The organism is Petrocella sp. FN5, assembly GCF_029210395.1.
GTDB lineage: Bacteria > Bacillota > Clostridia > Lachnospirales > Vallitaleaceae > Petrocella.
Window position 1 is genome coordinate 1 of the sequence record NZ_JARGDP010000033.1, and the last position, 23,186, is coordinate 23,186.

The 23,186-nt window shown below is 36.4% G+C and carries 20 protein-coding genes and 1 other annotated feature; of the genes, 17 read left to right on the forward strand and 3 right to left on the reverse strand.

The window, feature by feature from the left end; all coding sequences use genetic code 11:
• The first annotated feature begins 127 nt into the window (after positions 1-127).
• The 11 genes from scfA (at position 128) to aspS (ending at position 16,933) form a co-directional block, all read left to right on the forward strand.
• Entirely contained in the window at positions 128-277 is a 150-nt protein-coding gene (gene scfA / locus P0N36_RS09340) for a six-cysteine ranthipeptide SCIFF (protein ID WP_125137989.1), read from the forward strand.
• Positions 278-481: 204 nt separating this feature from the next.
• A complete protein-coding gene (scfB, locus tag P0N36_RS09345) occupies positions 482-1,843 on the forward strand; it encodes a thioether cross-link-forming SCIFF peptide maturase (protein ID WP_275842576.1) in 1,362 nt (453 codons plus the stop codon).
• A gap of 59 nt (positions 1,844-1,902) precedes the next feature.
• Positions 1,903-4,065, forward strand: coding sequence for a protein translocase subunit SecD (gene secD, locus P0N36_RS09350; protein ID WP_275842577.1), 2,163 nt, complete (start codon positions 1,903-1,905; stop codon positions 4,063-4,065).
• 153 nt (positions 4,066-4,218) lie between these two features.
• Complete coding sequence (gene recJ / locus P0N36_RS09355) at positions 4,219-6,267, forward strand: single-stranded-DNA-specific exonuclease RecJ (protein WP_275842578.1); 2,049 nt, start codon at positions 4,219-4,221, stop codon at positions 6,265-6,267.
• Positions 6,268-6,450: 183 nt separating this feature from the next.
• On the forward strand, positions 6,451-6,963 hold the full coding sequence (locus tag P0N36_RS09360; RefSeq protein WP_275842579.1) for an adenine phosphoribosyltransferase: 513 nt from the start codon (positions 6,451-6,453) through the stop codon (positions 6,961-6,963).
• Between the two features lie 344 nt (positions 6,964-7,307).
• Complete coding sequence (locus tag P0N36_RS09365; RefSeq protein WP_330684000.1) at positions 7,308-9,527, forward strand: bifunctional (p)ppGpp synthetase/guanosine-3',5'-bis(diphosphate) 3'-pyrophosphohydrolase; 2,220 nt, start codon at positions 7,308-7,310, stop codon at positions 9,525-9,527.
• A gap of 151 nt (positions 9,528-9,678) precedes the next feature.
• Positions 9,679-10,308, forward strand: coding sequence for an MBL fold metallo-hydrolase (locus P0N36_RS09370; protein ID WP_275842580.1), 630 nt, complete (start codon positions 9,679-9,681; stop codon positions 10,306-10,308).
• 18 nt (positions 10,309-10,326) lie between these two features.
• On the forward strand, positions 10,327-11,757 hold the full coding sequence (gene hemZ / locus P0N36_RS09375) for a coproporphyrinogen dehydrogenase HemZ (protein ID WP_275842581.1): 1,431 nt from the start codon (positions 10,327-10,329) through the stop codon (positions 11,755-11,757).
• A gap of 401 nt (positions 11,758-12,158) precedes the next feature.
• The gene (locus P0N36_RS09380) at positions 12,159-13,457 is read left to right on the forward strand and encodes a glutamate-5-semialdehyde dehydrogenase (protein ID WP_275842582.1); all 1,299 of its coding nucleotides are present in this window, start codon (positions 12,159-12,161) and stop codon (positions 13,455-13,457) included.
• A gap of 101 nt (positions 13,458-13,558) precedes the next feature.
• Positions 13,559-13,778: a binding site (T-box leader), on the forward strand.
• Positions 13,779-13,865: 87 nt separating this feature from the next.
• The gene (hisS, locus tag P0N36_RS09385; protein ID WP_275842583.1) at positions 13,866-15,122 is read left to right on the forward strand and encodes a histidine--tRNA ligase; all 1,257 of its coding nucleotides are present in this window, start codon (positions 13,866-13,868) and stop codon (positions 15,120-15,122) included.
• Positions 15,123-15,133: 11 nt separating this feature from the next.
• Entirely contained in the window at positions 15,134-16,933 is a 1,800-nt protein-coding gene (aspS, locus tag P0N36_RS09390; RefSeq protein ID WP_275842584.1) for an aspartate--tRNA ligase, read from the forward strand.
• Positions 16,934-17,029: 96 nt separating this feature from the next.
• Here aspS and P0N36_RS09395 read toward each other — a convergent pair whose 3' ends face one another.
• Positions 17,030-17,230, reverse strand: coding sequence for a cold-shock protein (locus P0N36_RS09395; RefSeq protein ID WP_275842585.1), 201 nt, complete (start codon positions 17,228-17,230; stop codon positions 17,030-17,032).
• Between the two features lie 627 nt (positions 17,231-17,857).
• Between P0N36_RS09395 and P0N36_RS09400 the strand changes: the two genes are divergently transcribed.
• On the forward strand, positions 17,858-18,424 hold the full coding sequence (locus P0N36_RS09400) for a winged helix-turn-helix domain-containing protein (RefSeq protein WP_275842586.1): 567 nt from the start codon (positions 17,858-17,860) through the stop codon (positions 18,422-18,424).
• A 97-nt stretch (positions 18,425-18,521) separates the two neighbouring features.
• Here P0N36_RS09400 and P0N36_RS09405 read toward each other — a convergent pair whose 3' ends face one another.
• Positions 18,522-19,340, reverse strand: coding sequence for a mechanosensitive ion channel family protein (locus P0N36_RS09405; protein WP_275842587.1), 819 nt, complete (start codon positions 19,338-19,340; stop codon positions 18,522-18,524).
• Positions 19,341-19,563: 223 nt separating this feature from the next.
• On the opposite strand from P0N36_RS09405, the gene P0N36_RS09410 reads away from it, so the two are divergent.
• The 3 genes from P0N36_RS09410 (at position 19,564) to P0N36_RS09420 (ending at position 21,561) form a co-directional block, all read left to right on the forward strand.
• Positions 19,564-20,157 (forward strand): hypothetical protein, encoded by a 594-nt coding sequence (locus P0N36_RS09410; protein WP_275842588.1) that lies wholly within the window; start codon positions 19,564-19,566, stop codon positions 20,155-20,157.
• Between the two features lie 235 nt (positions 20,158-20,392).
• On the forward strand, positions 20,393-21,043 hold the full coding sequence (locus P0N36_RS09415; protein WP_275842589.1) for an isochorismatase family cysteine hydrolase: 651 nt from the start codon (positions 20,393-20,395) through the stop codon (positions 21,041-21,043).
• A gap of 17 nt (positions 21,044-21,060) precedes the next feature.
• Positions 21,061-21,561, forward strand: a complete 501-nt coding sequence (locus tag P0N36_RS09420; protein WP_275842590.1) for a GNAT family N-acetyltransferase — start codon at positions 21,061-21,063, stop codon at positions 21,559-21,561.
• 31 nt (positions 21,562-21,592) lie between these two features.
• Here the strand turns inward: P0N36_RS09420 and P0N36_RS09425 are convergent, their stop codons facing one another.
• Positions 21,593-21,766: a DUF4250 domain-containing protein gene (locus P0N36_RS09425; RefSeq protein ID WP_275842591.1), complete on the reverse strand. Its 174-nt coding sequence runs from the start codon at positions 21,764-21,766 to the stop codon at positions 21,593-21,595.
• 131 nt (positions 21,767-21,897) lie between these two features.
• On the opposite strand from P0N36_RS09425, the gene P0N36_RS09430 reads away from it, so the two are divergent.
• Together P0N36_RS09430 and P0N36_RS09435 are read left to right on the forward strand one after the other, a co-directional pair.
• Complete coding sequence (locus P0N36_RS09430) at positions 21,898-22,278, forward strand: CoA-binding protein (protein ID WP_275842592.1); 381 nt, start codon at positions 21,898-21,900, stop codon at positions 22,276-22,278.
• A 27-nt stretch (positions 22,279-22,305) separates the two neighbouring features.
• Positions 22,306-23,040: a peptidylprolyl isomerase gene (locus P0N36_RS09435; protein ID WP_275842593.1), complete on the forward strand. Its 735-nt coding sequence runs from the start codon at positions 22,306-22,308 to the stop codon at positions 23,038-23,040.
• Positions 23,041-23,186 lie beyond the last annotated feature (146 nt).

Here is a 23,186-nt window from a genome sequence, read left to right on the forward strand (position 1 = left end):
TGAAATAAAGGTTTTATTCCATCAGGGAATATGTTATAATGATTCAGTTAAAAGTTACCTCTAACATAGGTGGTTAGGGTGCGTATTTCAAGATTATAAAATAACCAAAACACTTGGAGGAATGAATATGAAACATATAAAAACACTAAATGCAACCGTATTAAAAGAAACTTTGAAACATGGTGGATGCGGAGAATGTCAAACTTCATGTCAATCGGCCTGTAAGACGTCCTGCACCGTAGGTAATCAATCTTGCGAAAATGAAAAAATGAGATAGCAGTGAAATAATCACAGCTTCTTGATATAGTTAGAATATTCGTATAGGCTGCCTAAGGTAAACTGAAAAGACGAAGGTCTCTTTCAGTTTCTTTTTGTAATGTATTAGGAAATGATACTTTAACCATAGAACCATATTTAAAACAGATAGACTTAAAGTGGTTGAGAATAGAAATCAACTCCTTTTCATTGAAAGGGTAATATAATGATACACCAGTATAAAATACAAGATATGAATATCGTCATGGATATTAACAGTGGTTCGATTCATGTGGTAGATGACATGAGTTATGATCTGATAAAGGATCTAGACAATGGTGTACTAATAGAAGACGCCATAAACGGATTGAATGAAAAATATACTAAAGGATTACTTGTGCAAGCCAGAGATGAGATTAATGACCTTATAAATGGGGGCTTGCTCTTTTCTAAGGATGATTATGAACAGGTTGTCCTAGACTTTAAAAATCGAAGCACAGTTGTAAAAGCTTTATGCCTTCATGTGGCACATGATTGTAATTTGGCATGTACCTATTGTTTTGCTTCAGAAGGTGAATATCATGGAGATCGAGATTTGATGTCCTTTGAAGTAGCTAAAAAAGCAATCGACTTTTTGGTGGCACATTCTGGAAACCGTCGTAATTTGGAGATTGACTTCTTTGGTGGAGAACCTTTGATGAATTTCGAGATGGTGAAAGAAACCGTACACTATGCCAGAAGCTTAGAACAAGAAAAAAATAAACATTTTAGATTTACTTTAACTACCAATGGCGTGTTGCTTAATGATGATAATATGGCATTTATGAATGAGCATATGTATAATGTTGTTTTATCTGTTGACGGACGTAAAGCGACACATGATAAAATGCGACCAACACCAAATGGCAAAGGGAGTTATGATTTAATTATGCCTAAGTTTAAGGCTTTTGCCGACGCGAGAGGGCAAAAAAGCTATTACGTTAGAGGCACTTTTACCCATGAAAACATGGACTTCTCAGAAGATGTATTGCACCTTGCCGAGGAAGGCTTTGAGCAAATATCGGTGGAACCGGTGGTGGCACCTGATGAGATGAATTACGCTATTAAGGAAGAAGATCTTCCATACCTAAGAGAACAATATGAAAGATTAGCACTGGCAAAATTGGAATATAAAGAAAAAAATAAAGATTTTAATTTTTTCCATTTTATGATTGATTTATCACAAGGACCATGTGTTGCCAAACGTCTTGCCGGTTGTGGATCCGGCATTGAGTATTTAGCCGTAACACCGACTGGTGACTTGTACCCCTGCCATCAATTTGTAGGGATAGATGAATTCTTATTAGGTAATGTTAATCAAGGTATTACAAACATCCTTAAACAAGATGCATTCAGAGGATGTAATGTTTATGCAAAAGAAGCGTGTAGAGGGTGTTGGGCAAAATTCTATTGTAGTGGTGGTTGCAGTGCCAACTCTTATAATTTTCATGGTGATTTGCTTGCAACTTATGAAATCGGTTGTGAGTTAGAAAAGAAAAGAGTGGAGTGTGCCATTTATTTAAAAGCCAAAGAAATGCTGGCAAAATAAAAACGCAGTTCAAAGCCATTATGCTGATATGGCATAGGGCAATACTAGGAGGATATGTGATGAAAGGGAAATATGTAGTAGCACTGATTATTTCACTAGTGCTTATTGTGGGTACAGCTTATGTAGCTATAGTAGGTGTGGGAGAGAACAAGAATGGAAGTGTAGAGGAAATTAATCTTGGTCTCGATTTAGAAGGTGGGGTTAGTATTACCTATGCACCCAGTAAAGCTGATCCAACATCTGTGGAGATCCAAGACACGCTGTACAAGTTACAGCTTAGACTGGATGAATATGGATATACAGAAGGTGAAGTGTATCTTGAAGGATCCAGCCGTATCAATGTGGATATACCAGGCGTAAAAAATGCAGATCAAGTATTACTTGAGATGGGTAAGCCCGGTAAACTTGCTTTTATAGATGAGGATGGTATTGTCTGGCTAACAGGTGCAGACGTTAAGAACGCCGAGCCTGGAACTGATACAAGTGGCATGACAAGAGATTATGTTGTTCATCTTGAATTCACGCCGGATGGTGTAACGAAATTTGCTGAAGCAACAACCAAGAATGTGGGCAAACCATTGTATATATATTATAATGATGAGCCTTTACTGGCACCAACGGTTAACGAACCTATTTTAAATGGACAAGCGGTCATCAACAATATGGGCAGTTTGGTTAATGCGAGTCAACTAGCGGCAAATATCAGGATTGGCGCATTGCCACTTGAGTTGATTGAACTAAGATCAAATGTAGTTGGAGCCAAAATGGGACAAGATGCTATACGTACCAGTATATTAGCAGGGCTTATTGGTATATCGCTCGTATTCTTATTTATGATTGGTTTCTATAGATTACCAGGTGTAGTTTCTTCCATAGCATTGATTTTTTACGCATCCTTGATGATTGTGTCACTTAGTCTGTTTAATGTCACATTAACCTTGCCGGGTATTGCAGGGATTATACTCTCAATTGGTATGGCGGTGGATGCGAATGTCATTATTTTCTCCAGAATCAAAGAAGAAATTGGTTCAGGTAAAACTTTAAAAGCCTCTGTTAAGTCAGGCTTTAAAAAGGCCACATCAGCCATTGTGGATGGTAATGCTACCACATTAATAGCTGCCATTGTACTTTATATTATGGGAACAGGTACCATAAAAGGGTTTGCCATCACCTTAATGATTGGTATTGCAGTTTCCATGTTCACATCATTGGTGATGACAAGATTACTCTTATCTAGTTTAGTAGGCATGGGCCTTAGAGATAAGAAGTTATATGGTGTGGATCTTGGTCACAAGTCGGTTCAAGTCATTGAAAAGAGAAAAGTATTCTTTGCTGTATCTGTGGTCATTATACTAATTGGTTTGGTAATGATGCCGGTTAATCAGGCAACTAGAGATTCATTTTTGAACTTTGACATTGAGTTTGTAGGTGGAACTTCGACACTGGTTAGTGTGGGAGCAGGTCAAGGCTATTTGACTCCCGAAGCTCTCCAAGAAGCTGTTAAAGATTTGGTGGTTGAAGCAACAGGACAAACAACACCTCAATTTCAAAATGTTACAGGTAAAGATGAGTTTATCATTAAAACACCGAGTTTAACCTCAGAAGAAAGACTGGCACTGTCGGAAGCATTAATTGAAAAGTATAATATTACATCTGATGACATCGAGAGTGAGAGCATTAGTGCGACAGTCAGTGGAGAGATGCGAAGAGATGCCATTATTGCCGTTTTAGTAGCTTCCTTATGTATTCTGATTTATGTAAGTTTTAGGTTTAAAGATTTCTGGTTTGGTATGGCAGCTGTGGTTGCTTTGGTCCATGATATTTTCATTGTATTTGCAGTATACTCTATAGGTAATGTACCGATAAATAATTCCTTCATTGCGGCCATGCTTACCATTGTTGGTTACTCCATCAATGATACAATTGTCGTTTTTGACAGGATTCGTGAGAATATGTCATTAGAGAGAAAGTTCAGTTATAAAGATCTAATTAATATGAGTATCAGTCAAACGATGGGGAGGTCCATTAATACATCATTAACCACTTTCATCATGGTAGGTGTCTTGTACATCGTTGGCGTCACATCCATAAGAGAGTTCGCTTTACCCCTTATGATTGGTATACTTAGCGGTACCTATTCATCCATATTCATTGCAAGTCCAATGTGGTATATTTTCAAAATTAATCATGATAAAAAACTCAAGAAAAAAATCATTGAGTAATATGAAGCAGAAAAACTAAACTATAGAACAAGGCAGACCATGGGGAACATGTTCTGCCTTGTTCTTATTAATGAATGGATTAAAGCAGATGCTGTTGATTCATAGCAAAATAGTGTATAATATTTTCTTGAAGAGTCTTGTGGAGGTGTCATATTGAAAGAAAAAATATGGAAAATTAGAGAAAGTGATGATGAGAAGGTTATGAAGATCATGTCTGAGACGGCCTTATCTCCTATCATTGCCCGTCTATTAATAAATAGAGGTGTAGACTCTAAAGAAGCGGTATATCAGTATTATAATGCGACAACAGAGAGCTTTCATGATCCTTTTATGTTAACCGATATGTCAACTGCGGTTGAAAGAATTCTAAGAAGCAGAGATAATGCTGAAAAAATAATGGTTTATGGTGATTATGATGTTGATGGTGTGACCAGCACCTCTATTTTATACATGTTTTTGGAGGAACTTGGATGTTTGGTGGAATATTATATTCCTGATCGACATGAAGAAGGTTATGGAATTAATAAAGAAGCTCTAACGGAGGTTAAAGAAAGAGGCTTTGATTTACTGATTTCAGTGGACACAGGTATAACGGCGGTCAAGGAAGTGGCATATAGTAATGAGATTGGATTAGATGTGATTATAACAGATCATCATGAATGCCAAGAAGTACTTCCGAGTGCGCTAGCCGTTATCAATCCCAAAAGAGAGGGGGATAAATACCCCTTTAAAATGTTGGCTGGTGTAGGTGTCACTTTTAAGTTGATACAAGCTCTGGCAAGAACGACGGGTATTGAAAATAAGATATGGAAATATCTTGATTTGGTAGCGGTAGGTACCGTTGCAGATATTGTGCCAATTTATGGTGAAAATAGGACCATAACGAAGTTGGCTTTTATGTCTATGCCTACGACATGGAACAAAGGACTTGGGGCCTTGATGAAAGTCTCAGATTTGGAAGGAAAAAAAATGACAGCTGGGCGTATTGGTTATGGTATAGGCCCAAGGCTTAATGCAGCCGGTAGGATTAAGCATGCAAAAGAAGCGGTAGAACTGTTTATTCTTAATGATACGAAACAATGTTTGAAAATAGCTGAAGCCCTAGACCAAGATAATAAAAACAGGCAAGACTTGGAAAAACATATTTTTGAAGAAGCAGTAGCCCTTATAGAAACAAGTTCGAATCATTTAGATAAGAAAGTTATTGTCGTTGCATCGAAAAACTGGCATCATGGTGTTATCGGCATCGTTGCTTCTAAGTTGGTAGAAAAGTATTACAGACCCATCATCATCTTGTCGATTAAAGATGGGGGTGCATCCGGGTCCGCTAGAAGCGTGGAAGGCTTTAATATATATATGGCTTTAAAAGCCAATGCTCATTTATTTGATAAATTTGGTGGACATGAGATGGCAGCAGGTATGTCTTTGGAAGAAACCAATATAGAAGCCTTAGAAAAGGGATTAAACGCCTATGCCACCAAACATATGGAAAAGGATGTATTAATACCCAAACTAAAAGTGGATATGGTTATGAAGATGGAAGATATCAATCTTGAGTTGATAGACGAAATTCAAAAAATGGAGCCTTTTGGAATAGGTAACCCTGAACCTACATTTATATGTAAAGGACCTGTCAATCATATTAAAAGGATAGGTAAAGACCTGAATCATCTATCTCTGGAAGTGGGAAGTGATTCGAAGATTAAAGGCGTTGGATTTTCCTTAGGTGAAGTAACAGAATGGTTGGATGATGGACAGCTTTCCGAATGTGTCTGTAGTTTGGAAATCAATGAATGGCATCAACGAAAATCGCCTCAAATGATGGTGAAGGACATTAGGCATACTGAAGATACCCTTAAGGAAATAAAAAAGCAAATCACGAAGCATAAAAGCATTAACTATATAAAGGACTATGTTGTAGAGGATGAAAATCGCCTTAATCGAGATATGTTGACGGATTTTTATAGATTTTTGATGCAAAAAGATAGTGCCCTTAATCATCAGATCTATTTCACCAAACTCTTGGCTTACTTTGACCTAAAACGACCTCAACTCCTTAGTAAATACTTAATGATGTTGGAGATTTTCAAAGAACTTGGACTGATTCAATATCAGATAAAAGGTTTATCCATGACTTTCAGTCTGAATAAGGGAAAAAAAGTTGATTTACATGATTCAAAGCTGTATAATAAATTCTTGTGATAGTATACATATAATAACTCAACTTTCTCAGATGTTTTTCAAGCTCTTGGCTTGCAAGTTAGCCGAAAATCACTAAGAAATCCTACAAGTGGGAAAGCCGAGTTGATACTCTATAAGCTATCCTTAAGATATTCTAATAGGGGTATAGTATTAAAATCTGTGTAGCATTAAAGGAGAGATATTATGGATTTGAAATCACTGATTAGAGATGTTTATGATTTTCCTAAAGAAGGTATCGTATTTAAAGACATAACGACGGTGTTACAAGATCCGGCGGGATTAAGATTTGCGGTTGATGAATTTGAGAAGGCATTAAAAGATGTGGACTTTGACTTGGTTGTCGGTCCTGAATCTAGAGGCTTTATTTTTGGTGTACCTTTAGCGTATAATATGAACAAAGGTTTTATTCCGGTTAGAAAAGAAGGTAAACTGCCTTATAAAACCAAGTCAAAAGAATATGATTTAGAGTATGGAAGTGCGATTGTAGAAATTCATATGGATGCCATTAAACCGGGAGACAAAGTTGTTGTTGTTGATGATTTGTTAGCAACCGGTGGCACATCTAAAGCAATGGTAGAGCTTATTGAAGAAATGGGCGGTATTGTTGTAAAAATGGTCTATTTGATTGAGTTATCATTTCTAAAGGGTAGAGAAGTTCTTGAAGGTCAAGATGTTGAAGCAATTATAAAATACTAATAATTTTTGTAGTGAAGGCTGTCAGACGATAAGATTGTTCTTATCAATAGACAGTCTTTTAATTCCTTGCAATTTCCTTAAAATATCTTTATAATAGAAATAATTCTGGTTAAAGGGTCAAAACTAAGTATCTCTATATTAACACACAATATATAGATTACTTTGATACATTCAGAACTATATATTGTATGTGAAAGTTCAACAATATGGTTATGACGCCTTAACCCATTCTTATTGTAGAAACAAGTCATTTATATTATATTTCCTTAAAACCCCCTGTATAGGGTGGCTTCGAAATCGAGGATAAGGTAAACTTAAATACTGAAAAAGTGGTGATAGAATTTATGCCGGAACAATTGTATATTGATCTCATTAATCAAATGAAAAAATACCATCCGTCTGATGATTTCTCAATGATTGAGAAAGCCTATCAGCTAGCTAAGAATGCCCATGTAGAACAAGTACGAAAATCGGGAGAACCTTATATTATACATCCCTTGTCCGTGGCTAAAATACTTGCAGAGCTAGAGTTGGATAAGGAATCTATTGTTGCGGGTATTCTTCATGATGTGGTTGAAGACACTTCTTATACAACTGCGGAAATAGCACAAGAATTCAATGATGAAATAGCATTGCTTGTTGATGGTGTCACCAAGTTGACACAGATTTCATATACAACAGATAAAGAAGAGATACAGGCAGAAAACTACAGAAAAATGTTTCTGGCTATGGCCAAGGATATTCGTGTTATTTTGATTAAATTGGCAGATCGCCTTCATAACATGCGAACCCTAAAATTCATGACACCGGAAAAACAAAAAGAAAAAGCACGTGAAACATTGAACATCTATGCGCCTTTAGCCCATCGTTTGGGGATTTCTAAGATTAAGGTTGAGTTGGAAGATCTTTGTTTAAGGTACTTAGAAGAAGAAGCATACTATAAGTTGGTAGAGAGTATAGCTCAAAGAAGAGATGAACGAACAGATAATGTGGAAAAAATAGTTGCAAAGTTAAAGGAAGAATTGGATGCGGTTGGGATTGAAGCCACAGTGGAAGGCCGTCCTAAACATTTCTTCAGTATATATAAAAAAATGGTTAACCAAAACAAGGATTTGGATCAGATCTATGACTTATATGCTGTACGTGCTGTGGTTAAGACAGTAAAGGACTGCTATGGTGTATTAGGCATTATTCATGAGTTATATAAACCGATTCCTGGTAGATTTAAGGATTATATTGCCATGCCAAAGCCGAACATGTATCAGTCTTTACATACTTCTCTTCTTGGACCGGAAGGTTATCCGTTTGAAATACAAATAAGAACGATGGACATGCATAGAACGGCCGAGTATGGTATTGCTGCCCATTGGAAATATAAAGAAGGCAAACTATCCGCCCAAGAATCCACAGAGCGTAATGCAGAACAAAAATTAAATTGGCTTAAACAAATACTTGAATGGCAAAGGGATATGTCGGATAACAAGGAATTCATGGATGCCTTGAAGTCGGATTTAGATGTTTATCAAGAACAAGTTTACGCATTTACACCAACAGGTGATATTGTCAACCTTCCGGCCGGTTCTACACCGATAGATTTTGCCTACCATATTCACAGCGCTGTTGGTAACAAAATGGTTGGCGCAAGAGTGAACGGAAAGATTGTCACATTTGATTATGTCGTTAAAACAGGTGATCGTATAGAAATTATAACCTCACAAAACTCAAGAGGACCTAGTCGAGATTGGCTTAAGATTGTAAAAAGTTCTCAAGCAAGAAGTAAGATTAATCAATGGTACAAAAAAGAGTTCAAAGATGAGAACATATCAAAAGGCAAAGAGCTGATTGAAAAATACGCTAAGCAAAAGGGGCTTAATCTATCATTGCTTTTAAAGCCTGAATGGATGAAGTTGGTTCAATCAAAGTACGGTTTTAAAGACTGGTCAGCAGTTTGTGCCGCAGTCGGCCATGGTGGTTTGAAAGAGGGACAGATTGTTAATCGGTTACATGAAGAATATCGAAAAACCATTAAGGACGAGATTAAAGATGAAGATATATTAAAAGAAATTGTAGATCACCCCACTAAAAACCAAGTCAAAAAATCAAAAAGTGGTATTGTAGTCAAAGGTATTGAAGATCTTGCAGTTAGATTCTCAAAATGTTGTAGCCCGGTGCCGGGAGATGAGATTGTAGGCTTTATTACACGAGGCCGTGGTGTATCAATACACAGAACAGACTGTGACAATATGATTCACTTAAATGAGATTGAAAGACATAGGATGATAGATGCTGAATGGGGTGGAAATGTCAAGAATTCCGGTGATATGGTGTATCGCGCGGATATTCAGATTTACGGTTCGGATCGAGGCGGGCTATTGTTTGATGTATCTAAGGTTCTTACAGAAGAGGATATCAAGGTAAAAGCACTAAATGCTAGGTCTATTAATAAAGAACGATCAGTATTTAATCTAAGCCTTGAGATAAAAGGCGTCGATCAGCTTAATAAACTAATTAAAAAATTACAGATGCTTCAAGGTGTTGATGATATTGTTCGAACCAATAATTAAATAAAGTGTCCCCAAAAACGTATAGACTTGATGATATGAGTTTCCATTTTTGAATTGTAAAAGACATATCACTCATGTATAATGAGTGTGTATAAACGAATTATAACTGTAACATGAATAGATATAGATAGAAATAGCAGGTGATGAAGATATGCGCATAAAAAAAATGGTGTTAGGCCATATGAACAATAACACATATATCATTATTGGAAACGACAATAAAACGGCCCTAATTGTAGATCCTTCATATGAACCGGAGCGAATAATTGAATATATAACTGGCTTGGGTCTGGAACTTAAGGCAATGTTAATCACGCATGGTCATTTTGATCATATAGGGGCCGTTGACAAAATCAAAAATCACTATAATATACCGGTCATTACCCATATAGAAGAAGCTAAAATCATGGAAGATAGCATCAAAAATCTATCGACTTATTTTCTTGCTCGTGAGGTGACAGCTAATGCTGACACCTATATTGAAGACGGTGATCAATTGGAGTATGGTGATGACTTGGTATTTAAAGTCATCACAGTGCCGGGACATTCAGTGAAAGGTGTTTGTTTTTATAATCAAGAAGAGAATGTTGTTTTTACTGGAGATACACTACTTGCAGGTTCTATTGGCCGAACGGATTATTATAATGGTAATCAGAATGATTTGGTAGAAGCAATTAATAACAGGTTGATGTTTTTACCCCTTGAAACCAAGGTATACCCAGGACATGGAAACGATACAACCATAAGTAACGAGAAAAAAAACAACCCATTTTTGCAATAATGCAACTTGAGGTCAGTCATGAATATTCGAATGCATCATACCCAGTATAGTACGGAAGTATTAAGCTATCTGAAGGTGTTCTATCCTTTGGAGAAGATTGAAGTCAACAACAACAAGCAACCTTTATATGAGATAACCATAGGGTCATCTTTTATAGAGGTTATTTATTGTGGAGATGATTATGAGAATCTAAGGCGGTATTGTAATCTTGAAAACAATATACGTTATAATGACAGGCATATCTCATATATACCTAAAGCAACTGTCACCCTAAAAGGAATGCTCTATGACTTATGCAGTAAAGTGACCGGCATTGTACCTACTTGGGGGGTGCTGACAGGTATAAGACCTTCCAAATTAGCCTACAAACTTTGTGAAAGTTATGGACAAAAAGAAGCAGTATATATATTAGAACACTACTACAAGGTTAATTCAGATAAAGTGAAGCTACTGGTCAAAGTGGTTGAAGTACAAAAGCAATATTTTAAACATCAACGTGTTCAACATAGCGTTTATATTGGCATACCTTTTTGCCCCACACGATGTAGTTATTGTTCTTTTACATCCCAGGAAATCAAGTCCCAAGAGACGGCATATAAAAGGTATGTGGATGTCTTAATTCGAGAGATGGTTGCAAAGAAAGATGCTTTTAAACATTTACGTTCCATTTATATTGGCGGTGGCACACCAACCAGTCTGACGGAAGATGATTTTAATAGATTATTGTGTAAAACAAGAGAACTATTAGGTAATCAAAAAGTTGAATTCACTGTAGAAGCAGGTCGTGCGGATACGATAACAGAAAAGAAACTTATAAGCATGCAACGTTATGGCGTGAATCGAATTTCCATTAATCCTCAGACAATGCAAGATAAGACTTTGGTTAAGATTGGTCGAGGGCACAATGTACAGACATTTATTGACTGTGTGCATATGGCGAGGCGGTTGGGATTTGATCATATTAACATGGATATAATATTAGGTTTACCGGGAGAAAAAGTCTCAGATGTTGAAGACACAATACGTAAAATCATGAGCCTAGAACCGGAAAGTATAACAATACATACCATGGCTCTTAAAAGAGGCGCAAGACTTCTTGAAGACGAAAAGATGTATAGAATATTAATGAAGGATCAGATTGATGGCATGCTAAAAATCAGTCAAAAAATCATGGAAGAAGCAGGCTATGGTGCATACTATTTATATAGACAGAAAAACATGATTGGTAATTATGAAAATATTGGTTATTGTAAAGAAGGCTATGGGTGTATCTATAATATTCACACAATGGAGGAAAAAGAGTCTATTGTTGCTTTTGGTGCAGGGGCCATATCAAAAAAGGTGACTAAGGATAGACTGGTAAGAAAAGACCATCCCAAGGATGTCAAAACTTATCTTGATAACATCGATGATATTATAAGCGCCAATAAAGTATTCTGGGAAAAATAACAAGTAGAATAGCATCTTCTTTCCATCATGCGCTTAGCACGCGCTAAAAAGAAAAGGCCATCCCTTAGGATGACCTTCTCTACACTTTAGAAGAATAAAATGTGTTAAGTAACAGAGCGAATCAGACTCTGTGTTTATGGAGGTTAAAAAATGTAGTCTAGTACTTAATGTTGTCAAGGCATTAAGTTTAATGAATGGTAGGCTATAAATGATAACTAATCTCATAAAGATAATATCACGAATGAGAATCAATGTCAATACTATTTTTAATATTTTTTCTTTTTCTTTTCTTTAGGATGAAGGATTGTTATAATTAAGGAACATTATTTGATATCAGAAACAGGGTATGATACAATGATGCATATTTTCAATTCATAAAGCAGTGAAGTCGAGGTGATATTATGAGTATTTTAAATGCAGCAAAAGAAGCGAAAGCAGCTTCCGTTTTAATGGCTACGGCTGATGAAACTTTAAAAAACAATGCACTTTTGGCAATTGCCGAAGCCTTAGAGGCCAATAAATATGCTATCATGGAAGCCAATGAAGCAGATTTGAAACGATCAGAGGAAGAGAATCTATCAAAACCTTTACTAAAACGTCTAAAATTTGATGAAAATAAAATTAATGACGTAATTGAAGGTCTGAAAAGTTTAATAAGCCTTAAGGAACCGGTTGGTGTGACACATTTTGCAAGAGAACTTGACCAGGGTTTAGATTTGTACCAAGTCAGTTGTCCAATTGGTGTCATTGGTGTTATATTTGAATCCAGACCGGATGCCTTTGTGCAAATATCAGCTCTATGTCTTAAAAGTGGCAACGCAGTGTTACTTAAAGGTGGTTCAGAAGCAGCCTTAACCAATAAGGTACTATCAAACATCATAAAAAAAGTCACAACCACAGTAGGCTTACCAAAAGGTTGGATAGGGTTATTAGAATCTCGTGAAGAGGTTACATCCATGTTAAAGTTGGATGAAGAAATCGATCTTATTATACCAAGAGGATCCAATGAATTTGTCCGTTATATTATGGACAACTCCAGAATACCCGTACTTGGTCATGCAGACGGAATATGTCATACTTATGTAGATCAATATGCGGATCTTGATATGGCCGTTGATGTTGTTCTTGATGCCAAAACACAGTACGTTGCTGTCTGTAACGCTACAGAGACCTTATTGGTCCATGAGCAAGTCGCAGCATCTTTGTTACCAAGATTGGACCTTGCATTCAAGCAAAAAAAAGTAATTGTCAATGGTTGTAATCGAACAAGTTTATATATGGATGCCAAACCGGCTACAGAATCCACGTGGAAAAATGAGTACTTGGATTACGAGATATCAGTTAAAGTGGTTGATGATTTAGATGAAGCGATTAGACATATAAATCGATATGGGTCAGGCCATACGGATGCAATAATTACTTCAAATCAAGAAGTGGCACTTAAATTTATGGATCATGTAGATACAGGAAATGCTTTTTGGAATTGTTCAACAAGATTCAGTGACGGCTTTCGCTATGGTTTTGGAGCAGAGGTTGGTGTTAGTACCAATAAAATTCATGCCAGAGGGCCAGTTGGCTTAGAAGGACTACTCATCTATAAGTATAAAGTCATTGGTCATGGACATAAGGCCGGAGACTATGCCAGTGGCATCAAGTCATTTACCCATAAGCCCCTTGATAAAACATTTAAAACTCAGTAAAATTCAGACCTAAATCAAGAACTGAGACCAACCCCATTATAGGAAAGAATAAAAAAAACTTGACAAAAACAAGTCTACTCATTAGAATAAAGTAAATCGTAAACAAATCGTTGATAAGGAAAAGTAGAATAAAGTCCCTCAGTATAAGGGAGAAAAGCCGAGACTGAAAGCTTTTTACTGATACCTATTTGAAAGACACCTTTGAGTGGTTGAGCGAAAACTATGTTAGTAGCTCAATCCGGCCGGTCATCGTTATAAGACCATTGAGTGGAGAGCAATCTCTATTAGGGTGGTACCGCGGGTTAATAACTCGTCCCTGACAACATATGTCAGAGACGGGTTTTTTATATTATCGAAATGTGTACTGGATAAAAACCGCACATAAGAAAGTAGAATTGGAGGATTCAAATGATTACTCAAATGCCAAGAGGCACCAAAGACTGGTTCGGAGAAGAAATGGTGATTCGTACCCGTTTGGAAGAAATAATACGTGAAATCTGTGTACAGTTCAATATCAAAGAAATCTCAACGCCGGTCTTTGAACATACAGATTTATTTTTAAGAGGTGTGGGTGAAACGACAGATGTTGTTCAAAAAGAAATGTATACCTTTATGGACAAAGGTGATAGAAGTATAACTTTAAAACCGGAAGGAACGGCTGGTGTGGTTCGAAGTTTTCTAGAACAAAAAATGTTCAATGAAGTTCAGCCAACCAAACTCTTCTACATTACGCCTGCCTTTCGATATGAGAAACCACAGGCCGGAAGGCTCAGGCAGCATCACCAGTTTGGCGTAGAAGTATTTGGAGCGCCGGGACCATTGGCTGAGATTGAAGTCATTACGGTTCTTAGGACTTTATTTGATCGTATAGGCATTCGGAAAGCGAAGCTACACATCAATAGTATTGGCTGTGGTACTTGTCGATTAGACTATAATGAAGCTCTTATGACATATTTGAATCAACATAAAGAAGGTCTTTGTGGTACATGTAAAGAACGTATGGAAAAAAATCCTTTAAGAATCATTGATTGCAAAGTACCGGGCTGTAAAGAAATTGTCAAAGAGGCACCAAGAACCATCGACTATTTGGATGAAGCGTGTGAAGGGCATTTCACTACCTTGAAAAAATGGCTGGATGCATTAGAGATTCCATATGATGTAGATACAGATATTGTAAGAGGGCTAGACTACTACACCAAAACTGTATTTGAATTTATTGATCAGGATGGCATGACCATTTGTGGTGGTGGTAGATATGATAAGCTAGTACAAGAAATAGATGGTAAGATTGATATGCCGGCAGTCGGTTTTGGCATAGGTATAGAACGTTTATTACTTGCCATGAAAAAAGAGGATATAACGCTGGCTACAGCACCAAAGATTGATTTGTATGTGGGTATTTTGGGAGAAGAAGTGACAGCAAAAGCGTATGAGATTGTAACGCGTCTTCGACTTTCAGGTTTAGTTATTGAAACAGATTATCTTGGTAAAAGTGTTAAGGCTCAAATGAAATATGCTAATAAAATTGGAGCACTTAAGACCATGATTATTGGAGAAAATGAGCTTAAAACGAACCAAGTAAAAGTAAAAGATATGGAAACAGGTGAAACAACAGAAGTAAAACTAAGTGAAATATTAACCTGGTTTACAGGCAAAGAAGCGTAGGAGGCATTAAAATGAGTTTTAGCGAATCAATGACGGGTATGAAACGTACTCATATGTGTACAGCATTAACAGAAGAGCATATTGATGAATATGTAACCATTATGGGGTGGGTTCAAAAAAGACGGGACCTAGGTGGGGTCATATTCTTGGACGTAAGAGATAGGACCGGTTTGCTTCAAGTTGTCGTGGATATCAGTTCTATTGGTGATGAAGGCTTTAAGAAATCTGAGAAAATTCGTTCGGAATTTGTAATCGCGGTAAAAGGCTTGGTAGAAAAACGAACAGAAGAGACGATTAATACCAACCTTAGGACAGGTACCATTGAGGTGCGGGCAATGGAACTTCGAATCTTATCTGACGCTGAGACACCCCCTTTTCAGATTGAGGATAACAGCAGTGTAAGAGAAGACTTGAGACTGAAGTACAGATATCTAGACCTAAGAAGACCGGATCTTCAGAAAAAATTAATGCTAAGAAGTAAATTAACAGAAGTGGTTAGAAGTTTTATGAGTGAAGAAGGTTTTGTTGACCTTGAAACACCAATGCTTACAAAATCAACTCCAGAAGGTGCAAGAGACTACCTTGTGCCCAGCCGTGTGAATCCAGGTAATTTTTATGCATTACCCCAGTCACCTCAGATTTTCAAGCAATTGTTGATGTTATCTGGTTTTGATAAGTACTATCAGATTGTTAAATGTTTTAGAGACGAAGACCTTCGTGCAGACCGTCAGCCTGAGTTCACACAGATTGATATTGAGATGTCCTTTGTTGATGAAAATGATGTCATGAATATGAATGAAAGATTATTAGCAAAGATGTTTAAAGAAGTCATAGATGTGGATATTGCTTTACCGATTAAAAGACTGACTTATCAAGAAGCTATGGATCGCTTTGGTTCCGACAAACCGGACCTAAGATTCGGCATGGAACTTGTAAATATCTCTGATATTGTTAAAGACTCTGATTTCAAAGTCTTTAGTGGCGCGGTATCAAGTGGTGGTAGTGTTCGTGGTATCAATGCAAAAACTTGTGGAGATATGCCAAGACGACAAATCGATGCATTAGGTGAAGCGGCCGTTAGTTATGGGGCGAAAGGCATGGCTTGGATAGCCATTACCGAAGAGGGTACTTATAAGTCAGCTATTACCAAGTTTCTGTCAGAAGAAACGGTTGAAGCCATGGTTAGAGCACTTGATGGCCAACCGGGAGATTTACTCTTGTTCTGTGCAGACAAAAATGATGTGGTCTATAATACACTTGGGAATCTAAGGTTGGATATCGCTAAGCGTTTAGACTTGCTTAAGAAGGATGTATTTGATTTTGTTTGGGTAACAGATTTTCCCTTAGTGGAATGGAATTCTGAACAAAAACGCTATACAGCTATGCACCATATGTTTACAATGCCAAAAGAAGAAGACATGGAGCTGATGACGACAGATATCGCAAAAGTACGATCAAGAGCTTATGATATTTGCTTAAATGGTAATGAGATTGGTGGCGGATCACTTAGAATTCATCAAAGAGAAGTTCAAGAACGTGTTTTTGAAGCACTTGGATTCTCAGAAGAAGATGCCTATGATCGCTTCGGTTTCCTTTTAGATGCCTTTAGATTTGGCGTGCCACCTCATGGAGGCCTGGCGTATGGACTTGATAGAATTGCCATGTTGATGACAGGTTCTGATAGTATTAGAGATGTCATTGCTTTCCCAAAAGTGAAAGACGCATCCTGTCCGATGACTTCAGCACCAGGTGGTGTTGAAGAGAAACAACTTGAAGAACTTGCTATACGAATCGATAAGATTGAACTATAGGTTAAGACCTCTAAATAGTAGCAATCAAATAAAGGACTGTCATAGACAGTCCTTTATTTGATTGCTACTATTTTATGATGTTACAAAAATAAGTAACTAATTTTTGGTAACATTTGCCGCTTGAGGTCCTTTTGCACCGGTTGTAATCTCAAAAGAAACAGCATCGCCTTCTTCAAGCACTTTGAATCCGTCAGATTGTATTGCAGAAAAATGACAGAAAACATCTTCGCCACTATCAGTAGAAATGAAACCAAATCCTTTTTTTGCATCAAACCATTTTACAGTACCGTTTTGCATGTGTTATCCTCCTAGAAAATATTGGTGTTGAACAATAGAACATCTTAGTAAACATTGTTAATATTTCTCTAGTCCGTAAAACCCATCCACGATACCAAGAATTTATATAATCAAATATCTACGATGCACATCTATCAACTGCAATCTAAGAATATCATAGGATACTGTATTAGTCAATAATATTCAGATGAGGAATTGGTAAAAATGCCATATTTATACTTGAATTAATGATATATTTAGTCGTTTTTACATGGATTCTGAAGATGGGTCAAAGCGTCAAAACTTAATTCTTCTAAATATATACAACATATGGGTTAAATTAATGTACTCATTACAATACAGTTTTGACACTTTAACCCATATTATAGAAGTAATAAACATAACTGATACTAAGGAAAATCTAGAAAGTATTTATATTTTTAACGATAAAAAAAGATAGTAGAATTGATTATAATAAACAGGTAAGAATCATAAGGCTTGAAAAATCAAAGGATTATTTCAAGTTATTAGCTAAAAAAAATATTTTAACGATAAAAAAGACGTTATTAAATAGACATAGACGGGACTTTATGTTATTCTTTATAAGGATGACAAGACATAATACTACAAGTAATGAGAGGTTAGAATATGAATGCCATAAGACAGATTGAATCGGATGACGAGATTAAAATCTTTTCAGATCCATACAGAATGAAAATAATCAATGCTTATATAAAAGCCAGAAAACCTTTAACAGTTAAAGGTGTAGCAGATATCATGGGAGAAGTACCAGCAAAAGTACATTACCATGTAAAAAAACTGCTATCCATTGATATCCTAGTGCTGGATCATACAGAAGTCATCAATGGCATTACAGCAAAATACTATAAGCTGACGACGGAGCAATTCAAAGTTGCTTATCAGAATGTCAACAATCATGAGGCCTTATTTGATTCAACGACGAACATGATTCTCAGTGTGGTAGATGAGTTTAAAGAAGACATCATGAAGGGTGCGAAATACCTAAAGCAGACCCATGAAAGAAAAGATGAATCAAGAAATGGGTATATTGACAAAGAAGAAATTTATTTAAATGAAGAGGAGTATTTTGCTTTTGCAGAAGAAATGCGCGCCCTAATTGAACGTTATCAAGTTGAAGGTGAGCAAAAGGCGGTTTACAATATTTTCACTGGTTGGTTCAAAAAATATTGGTAGGCTTCTAGAATATCAGAATTAGATTATAATATAAAACAAGAGGGTTCTATCCTAAGTATCGGATAGAACCCTCTTACAAGATATGTCTAGTGATCAATTATTGAATTTTGTTAAGATGAACATCCATTTGTGGAAAGGGTATGCTGATATTATTTTCATCAAAAGCCAGTTTCACTTGAGTCATCAAATCATAATGAACAGTCCACATATCGGAAGTATTACACCATGATCGTGTTTGGAAAACCAAAGCACTATCACCATGTTCAGCAAGCTTGATAAAAGGCGCCGGTTCTTCATGGATAAGTGGGTGCTGACTAATAACCGATTCAAGGACCTGAGCAACCAGTTTGATATCGGCATCATATCCGACACCAAAAGCAATATCAACACGTCGGGTTGGCTTTTCAGTATAGTTTATAACACTGGCGTTGGACAGTTGGCCGTTAGGAATGGTGATGACTTTATTGTCAATGGTAATTAAAACAGTGTTAAAAACATGGATGGCTTCTACAGTACCTTTATGACCTGAAGTTTCAACGAAGTCACCAATTTTGAAGGGCCTTAGGGTCAGAATCAAAAAGCCACCGGCAAAATTTGACAAAGCACCCTGAAAAGCAAGACCGATAGCCAAACTTGCAGCACCAAGCACTGCAACCAAGGAAGTGGCCTCACCAGCCATATTGATGACACTTACTATAAGGATGATTTTCAAAGAAATCGAGGATAGGGATATAATAAAAGGTTTCAAAGTTGGATCGATTTTACTGTGTTGTAGGACTTTTTTTAAGATTTTCATAATCCAACCAATGGCAATCCAACCGATAACAAGCACAATAATGGCAAAAACAACTTTATTGATAGTATCACCAATCGCGCCTTGAAGGTTGAGTTTGATGTTGTTCATAATAGTTTCCATAATAAGAATCTCCTTTATAAAATTATGCCACTTTTATTACTCTAATGTCGGAAATTTCAAGTGGTTTGCTTTTTCTTCCTAATTAGTTTACCATAAGTCCTTACAAAATGGAAAGAATCCATGATTTTCTTCTAGCACAATGAACCCCTCTGTGATATGATGGTTTTAAAAATATGCTGAGTTTAAGACATAATAAAGGCTCTGGACAAAATTAGGAGGAATTATGAAACCCATTATCAATCGTGAAGAATATAGAAAGTCAGCCAACAGTATGTTTGGCAAATTCCCATTTTTACTGTTGTTGGTTACATGGTCGGCGGTTTTTCTATCAAAAGCTATTCGAGAGTTGATTGTAACAGGCACCCTTGTAGAAAATATCCAACAGGAAAAACTAGGAAACACATTTTTTCAAGGTGTTTTAGGTGCTGTTATTATATTCTATATCGCTAGGATGGTATTGGACCAATTCATGAAAAAAGCTTTTGATTTATCAGAAGAAAGCGAAAAAGGATATTATTTACCTTGTATGCGCCATAATAGTTGGCATGATTTTTCAGTTGGCAACCTTATCGTTAAAAAAAATCAGTTTTATTTCCAACCGGATCGACAAATGTCCATGATTCTCTCTTTTAATTATGAATCAGCCAATGGATTTACGGCAGAATTAAGTAAAAAATGGGCAAGTATCGGACTCTATTTAATAACAAAAGAAAAATATATGTTGGTTATTCGTGACCAAGAAAAAAAGGTTGTAGGAAAGTTCATTGTAGCTGATGTGAGTAAACACCTACCGACCATTCAAACGATGCTAAAGTAAAACATAGCTTTCTTATCTGTAGGGGATGAAAAAAGTGTTAGAACGAAATGAAGTGAAAAGTTGCATAGGTTGCTTGTATTATTATGTTACATGGGATGTAAGAAATCCAAAAGGCTGTAAATACTTCGGATTCAAATCCAAACAAATGCCATGTTTGGTTGTTTATAAGTCTGCAGGACAGTACTGCAATATGTACACGAAAAAAGAAGACAATCAGAAAGGTAGGTTATAGCAGATGGATAATGTAAAATTAGCAATAGAGGCTATAAAAGTACAACTGATGGGTGCAGAAACAATAAGGTTAGATGATTTTGATCCGGATAAAACCATTTTAGCGGTAATCGATATGAATAAGGGGTTTGCTCAAGCAGGTGCTCTTTATAGTCCAAGAGTCGGTAGAATGATTCCGGACATAGTGGAACTAAGTGAAAAAGCTTTGTTAAAGGGTATAAAGGTTTATGCTTATACAGACCATCATCCTGAGGATGCTAAAGAGTTTTCAGCATACCCTTCTCACTGTGTAGGCAACACAGAGGAAAGTGAGTTGGTAGATCCACTTGCAGCTTTAGAAGTAAAAGGACTCACCACAATATTTAAAAACAGTACCAACGGTATTCTTGCTCATAATCCAGCCGCTATGAATCTTGGTATATCAAGTTATTTGGTTGTAGGTTGTGTGACGGATATTTGTGTTTATCAATATGCTGTTACATTAAGAGCTTATTTGAATGAACATCAATTGGATGGAGAGGTCTATGTTTGCGAATCTCTTGTCCAGACCTTTGATATAGAAGGCTTTCATCATGGCGATCTCATGCATGGTATATTCCTAAAAAGCATGATGGACAATGGTGTTAAAGTTGTAAAAGAAATAAAAATAAGTTGACAAGAGGTTTAAGAGGAATGGATCGAATTGTTTTTGAAGCGATCACAAAAGAAGATGTAAAGGATGCTTTAATATTATATAATCATTACATTAGAACATCCACTTCCACATTTTCAATTGCGCCTATAAAAGAAGATGAAATGGTACAGATTCTTTTTTCGGGTATGGATCGTTTCCCATCATATAAAATCCTTTTTGAAGGTAAATTTGTCGGTTATGTGCTTCTAAACAGATATAAGCCAAGAGAAGCCTATGATCAGACAGCTGAAGTAACCGTTTATCTAGACGAAGCTTTTCAGGGTAGAGGTATTGGATATGAGGCATTGAAGTATATTGAGAATTTTGCAAGAAACCATAACTTTAGAGCGCTACTTGGGGTTATATGTGCTGAAAATACAGGAAGTATAAGGCTTTTTGAAGGATTGGGTTATTTTAAATGTGGGCATTTTAAAGAAGTCGGTAAAAAATTCGACCGACTTTTAGATGTGGTTATCTATGAAAAACTCTTGGAATGTTAAAGATATGTATAATAATAGAGGTGCCTAGAACCTATTTGAACTGGTTGGTTTTAGAATCATAAACATAATTGACCTTTGCAAGGGTTTCAAGAATTTGATGCTTTTGATAATTTTCACTTATACAATAATCATCTAAGGACTTGTGATGGTCACGCAGCTTCATATTTATCATACTGAGTAATATAAATGGGTCTTGAGGTAACATAATAATCTCCTTTGTGATATAATAATGTGACTACGGCGTCAAAATAATACTAGCAATCTAAGAATAACACAAATAATAATGATTATCAAATGGAAAATAGAATTTTCCGAAATGAAAGAGAGTGAATAAAAATGAGTCAACATGAATGGTTAGAATACAAGAATTGGGCGGTCATAGGCGCCAGCGAAAAAAATAAAAGCTATGGTAGAAAAATAACAAAAAGGTTATTAGATGAAGGTTATACAGTAATACCGGTATCGAGAAACTATGACACAGTATTAGGTGAAAAATCATATCAAAAATTGACGGAGTATGAGGGAACAATTGATGTGGTGGATTTTGTAATAAGCCCTTCTATTGGGATTAGAATCCTTGATGATGTTATAGAAAAAGGCATTAAGAAGATCTTATTACAACCTGGATCGGCCAGTGCCGCATTGATTGAAAAAGCCAAAAATCATGATATTGAAGTGTTGCAATCATGTGTATTGGTTCTATTATCAGAGAAATAATAAGAAGATTTAAGGAAGGCGAATTTTATGAACTTAAAACACACACTATTGATAGGCATTCTAGTTGGGACCATGGTGTTTGTATTGGCAGCATGTCAAAACGAAAATACACTAAAGGATGAGCAAGTAGATGAAAACAGTGAAAATATTGAGGACAATGAGCTAAATGAGCTTATGAATTTTGAACAAATGAAGGCACCAGAAAAAGGCGATATACTCGCAACGATGACAACGAATCATGGTGTGATTGAGATGTTACTTTTTCCGAAAGTTGCTCCAAAGGCTGTGGAGAATTTTAAAACCCATGCCGAAAACGGTTATTATGATGGGTTGATTTTTCACAGGGTAATAGATGACTTTATGATACAAGGTGGGGATCCTACAGGTACCGGTAGCGGAGGCGAAAGTATATGGGGTACGCCTTTTGAAGATGAGTTTGGACTTTTGTTCCCTTATAGAGGGGCTTTATGTATGGCCAATTCAGGACCAGGTACCAACGGCAGCCAGTTTTTTATCGTTCAACTGTCCAATCCAACTGAAGAAGTGGCACTGAGTATGGAACAAGGTGGTTTTCCGGAGGAAATGATAAATGCTTATAAAGAAGTAGGTGGCACACCATGGTTATATGGTAAGCACACTGTATTCGGTCAGGTGCAAACAGGTATGGAAGTTGTAGATGCCATAGTAAAAGTAGAAGCAGTTAACACAAAACCTATTGAAGATGTGATTATTGAAAAGATTGATATTAAAATAATAGAATAAAGGCCGGCTTAGGCAATGATAGAAAACCGTCTCGTCCATTTTAATGGTGAGACGGTTTTAATCATTCTGTAATATTAATCAATCTTGGAACATATTTATAATGAATTCGTCAAAAAAATAAAGGTACTAAGAGCTTAACCATCCCG

What these genes read in the sequence shown, in the direction of transcription:
- scfA (WP_125137989.1), top strand. Translation starts at nt 128, where the DNA reads ATGAAACATATAAAAACACTAAATGCAACCGTATTAAAAGAAACTTTG.
- scfB (WP_275842576.1), top strand. Translation starts at nt 482, where the DNA reads ATGATACACCAGTATAAAATACAAGATATGAATATCGTCATGGATATT.
- secD (WP_275842577.1), top strand. Translation starts at nt 1,903, where the DNA reads ATGAAAGGGAAATATGTAGTAGCACTGATTATTTCACTAGTGCTTATT.
- P0N36_RS09360 (WP_275842579.1), top strand. Translation starts at nt 6,451, where the DNA reads ATGGATTTGAAATCACTGATTAGAGATGTTTATGATTTTCCTAAAGAA.
- P0N36_RS09365 (WP_330684000.1), top strand. Translation starts at nt 7,308, where the DNA reads ATGCCGGAACAATTGTATATTGATCTCATTAATCAAATGAAAAAATAC.
- P0N36_RS09370 (WP_275842580.1), top strand. Translation starts at nt 9,679, where the DNA reads ATGCGCATAAAAAAAATGGTGTTAGGCCATATGAACAATAACACATAT.
- hemZ (WP_275842581.1), top strand. Translation starts at nt 10,327, where the DNA reads ATGAATATTCGAATGCATCATACCCAGTATAGTACGGAAGTATTAAGC.
- P0N36_RS09380 (WP_275842582.1), top strand. Translation starts at nt 12,159, where the DNA reads ATGAGTATTTTAAATGCAGCAAAAGAAGCGAAAGCAGCTTCCGTTTTA.
- hisS (WP_275842583.1), top strand. Translation starts at nt 13,866, where the DNA reads ATGATTACTCAAATGCCAAGAGGCACCAAAGACTGGTTCGGAGAAGAA.
- aspS (WP_275842584.1), top strand. Translation starts at nt 15,134, where the DNA reads ATGAGTTTTAGCGAATCAATGACGGGTATGAAACGTACTCATATGTGT.
- P0N36_RS09395 (WP_275842585.1), bottom strand. Translation starts at nt 17,230, where the DNA reads ATGCAAAACGGTACTGTAAAATGGTTTGATGCAAAAAAAGGATTTGGT.
- P0N36_RS09400 (WP_275842586.1), top strand. Translation starts at nt 17,858, where the DNA reads ATGAATGCCATAAGACAGATTGAATCGGATGACGAGATTAAAATCTTT.
- P0N36_RS09405 (WP_275842587.1), bottom strand. Translation starts at nt 19,340, where the DNA reads ATGGAAACTATTATGAACAACATCAAACTCAACCTTCAAGGCGCGATT.
- P0N36_RS09410 (WP_275842588.1), top strand. Translation starts at nt 19,564, where the DNA reads ATGAAACCCATTATCAATCGTGAAGAATATAGAAAGTCAGCCAACAGT.
- P0N36_RS09415 (WP_275842589.1), top strand. Translation starts at nt 20,393, where the DNA reads ATGGATAATGTAAAATTAGCAATAGAGGCTATAAAAGTACAACTGATG.
- P0N36_RS09420 (WP_275842590.1), top strand. Translation starts at nt 21,061, where the DNA reads ATGGATCGAATTGTTTTTGAAGCGATCACAAAAGAAGATGTAAAGGAT.
- P0N36_RS09425 (WP_275842591.1), bottom strand. Translation starts at nt 21,766, where the DNA reads ATGTTACCTCAAGACCCATTTATATTACTCAGTATGATAAATATGAAG.
- P0N36_RS09430 (WP_275842592.1), top strand. Translation starts at nt 21,898, where the DNA reads ATGAGTCAACATGAATGGTTAGAATACAAGAATTGGGCGGTCATAGGC.
- P0N36_RS09435 (WP_275842593.1), top strand. Translation starts at nt 22,306, where the DNA reads ATGAACTTAAAACACACACTATTGATAGGCATTCTAGTTGGGACCATG.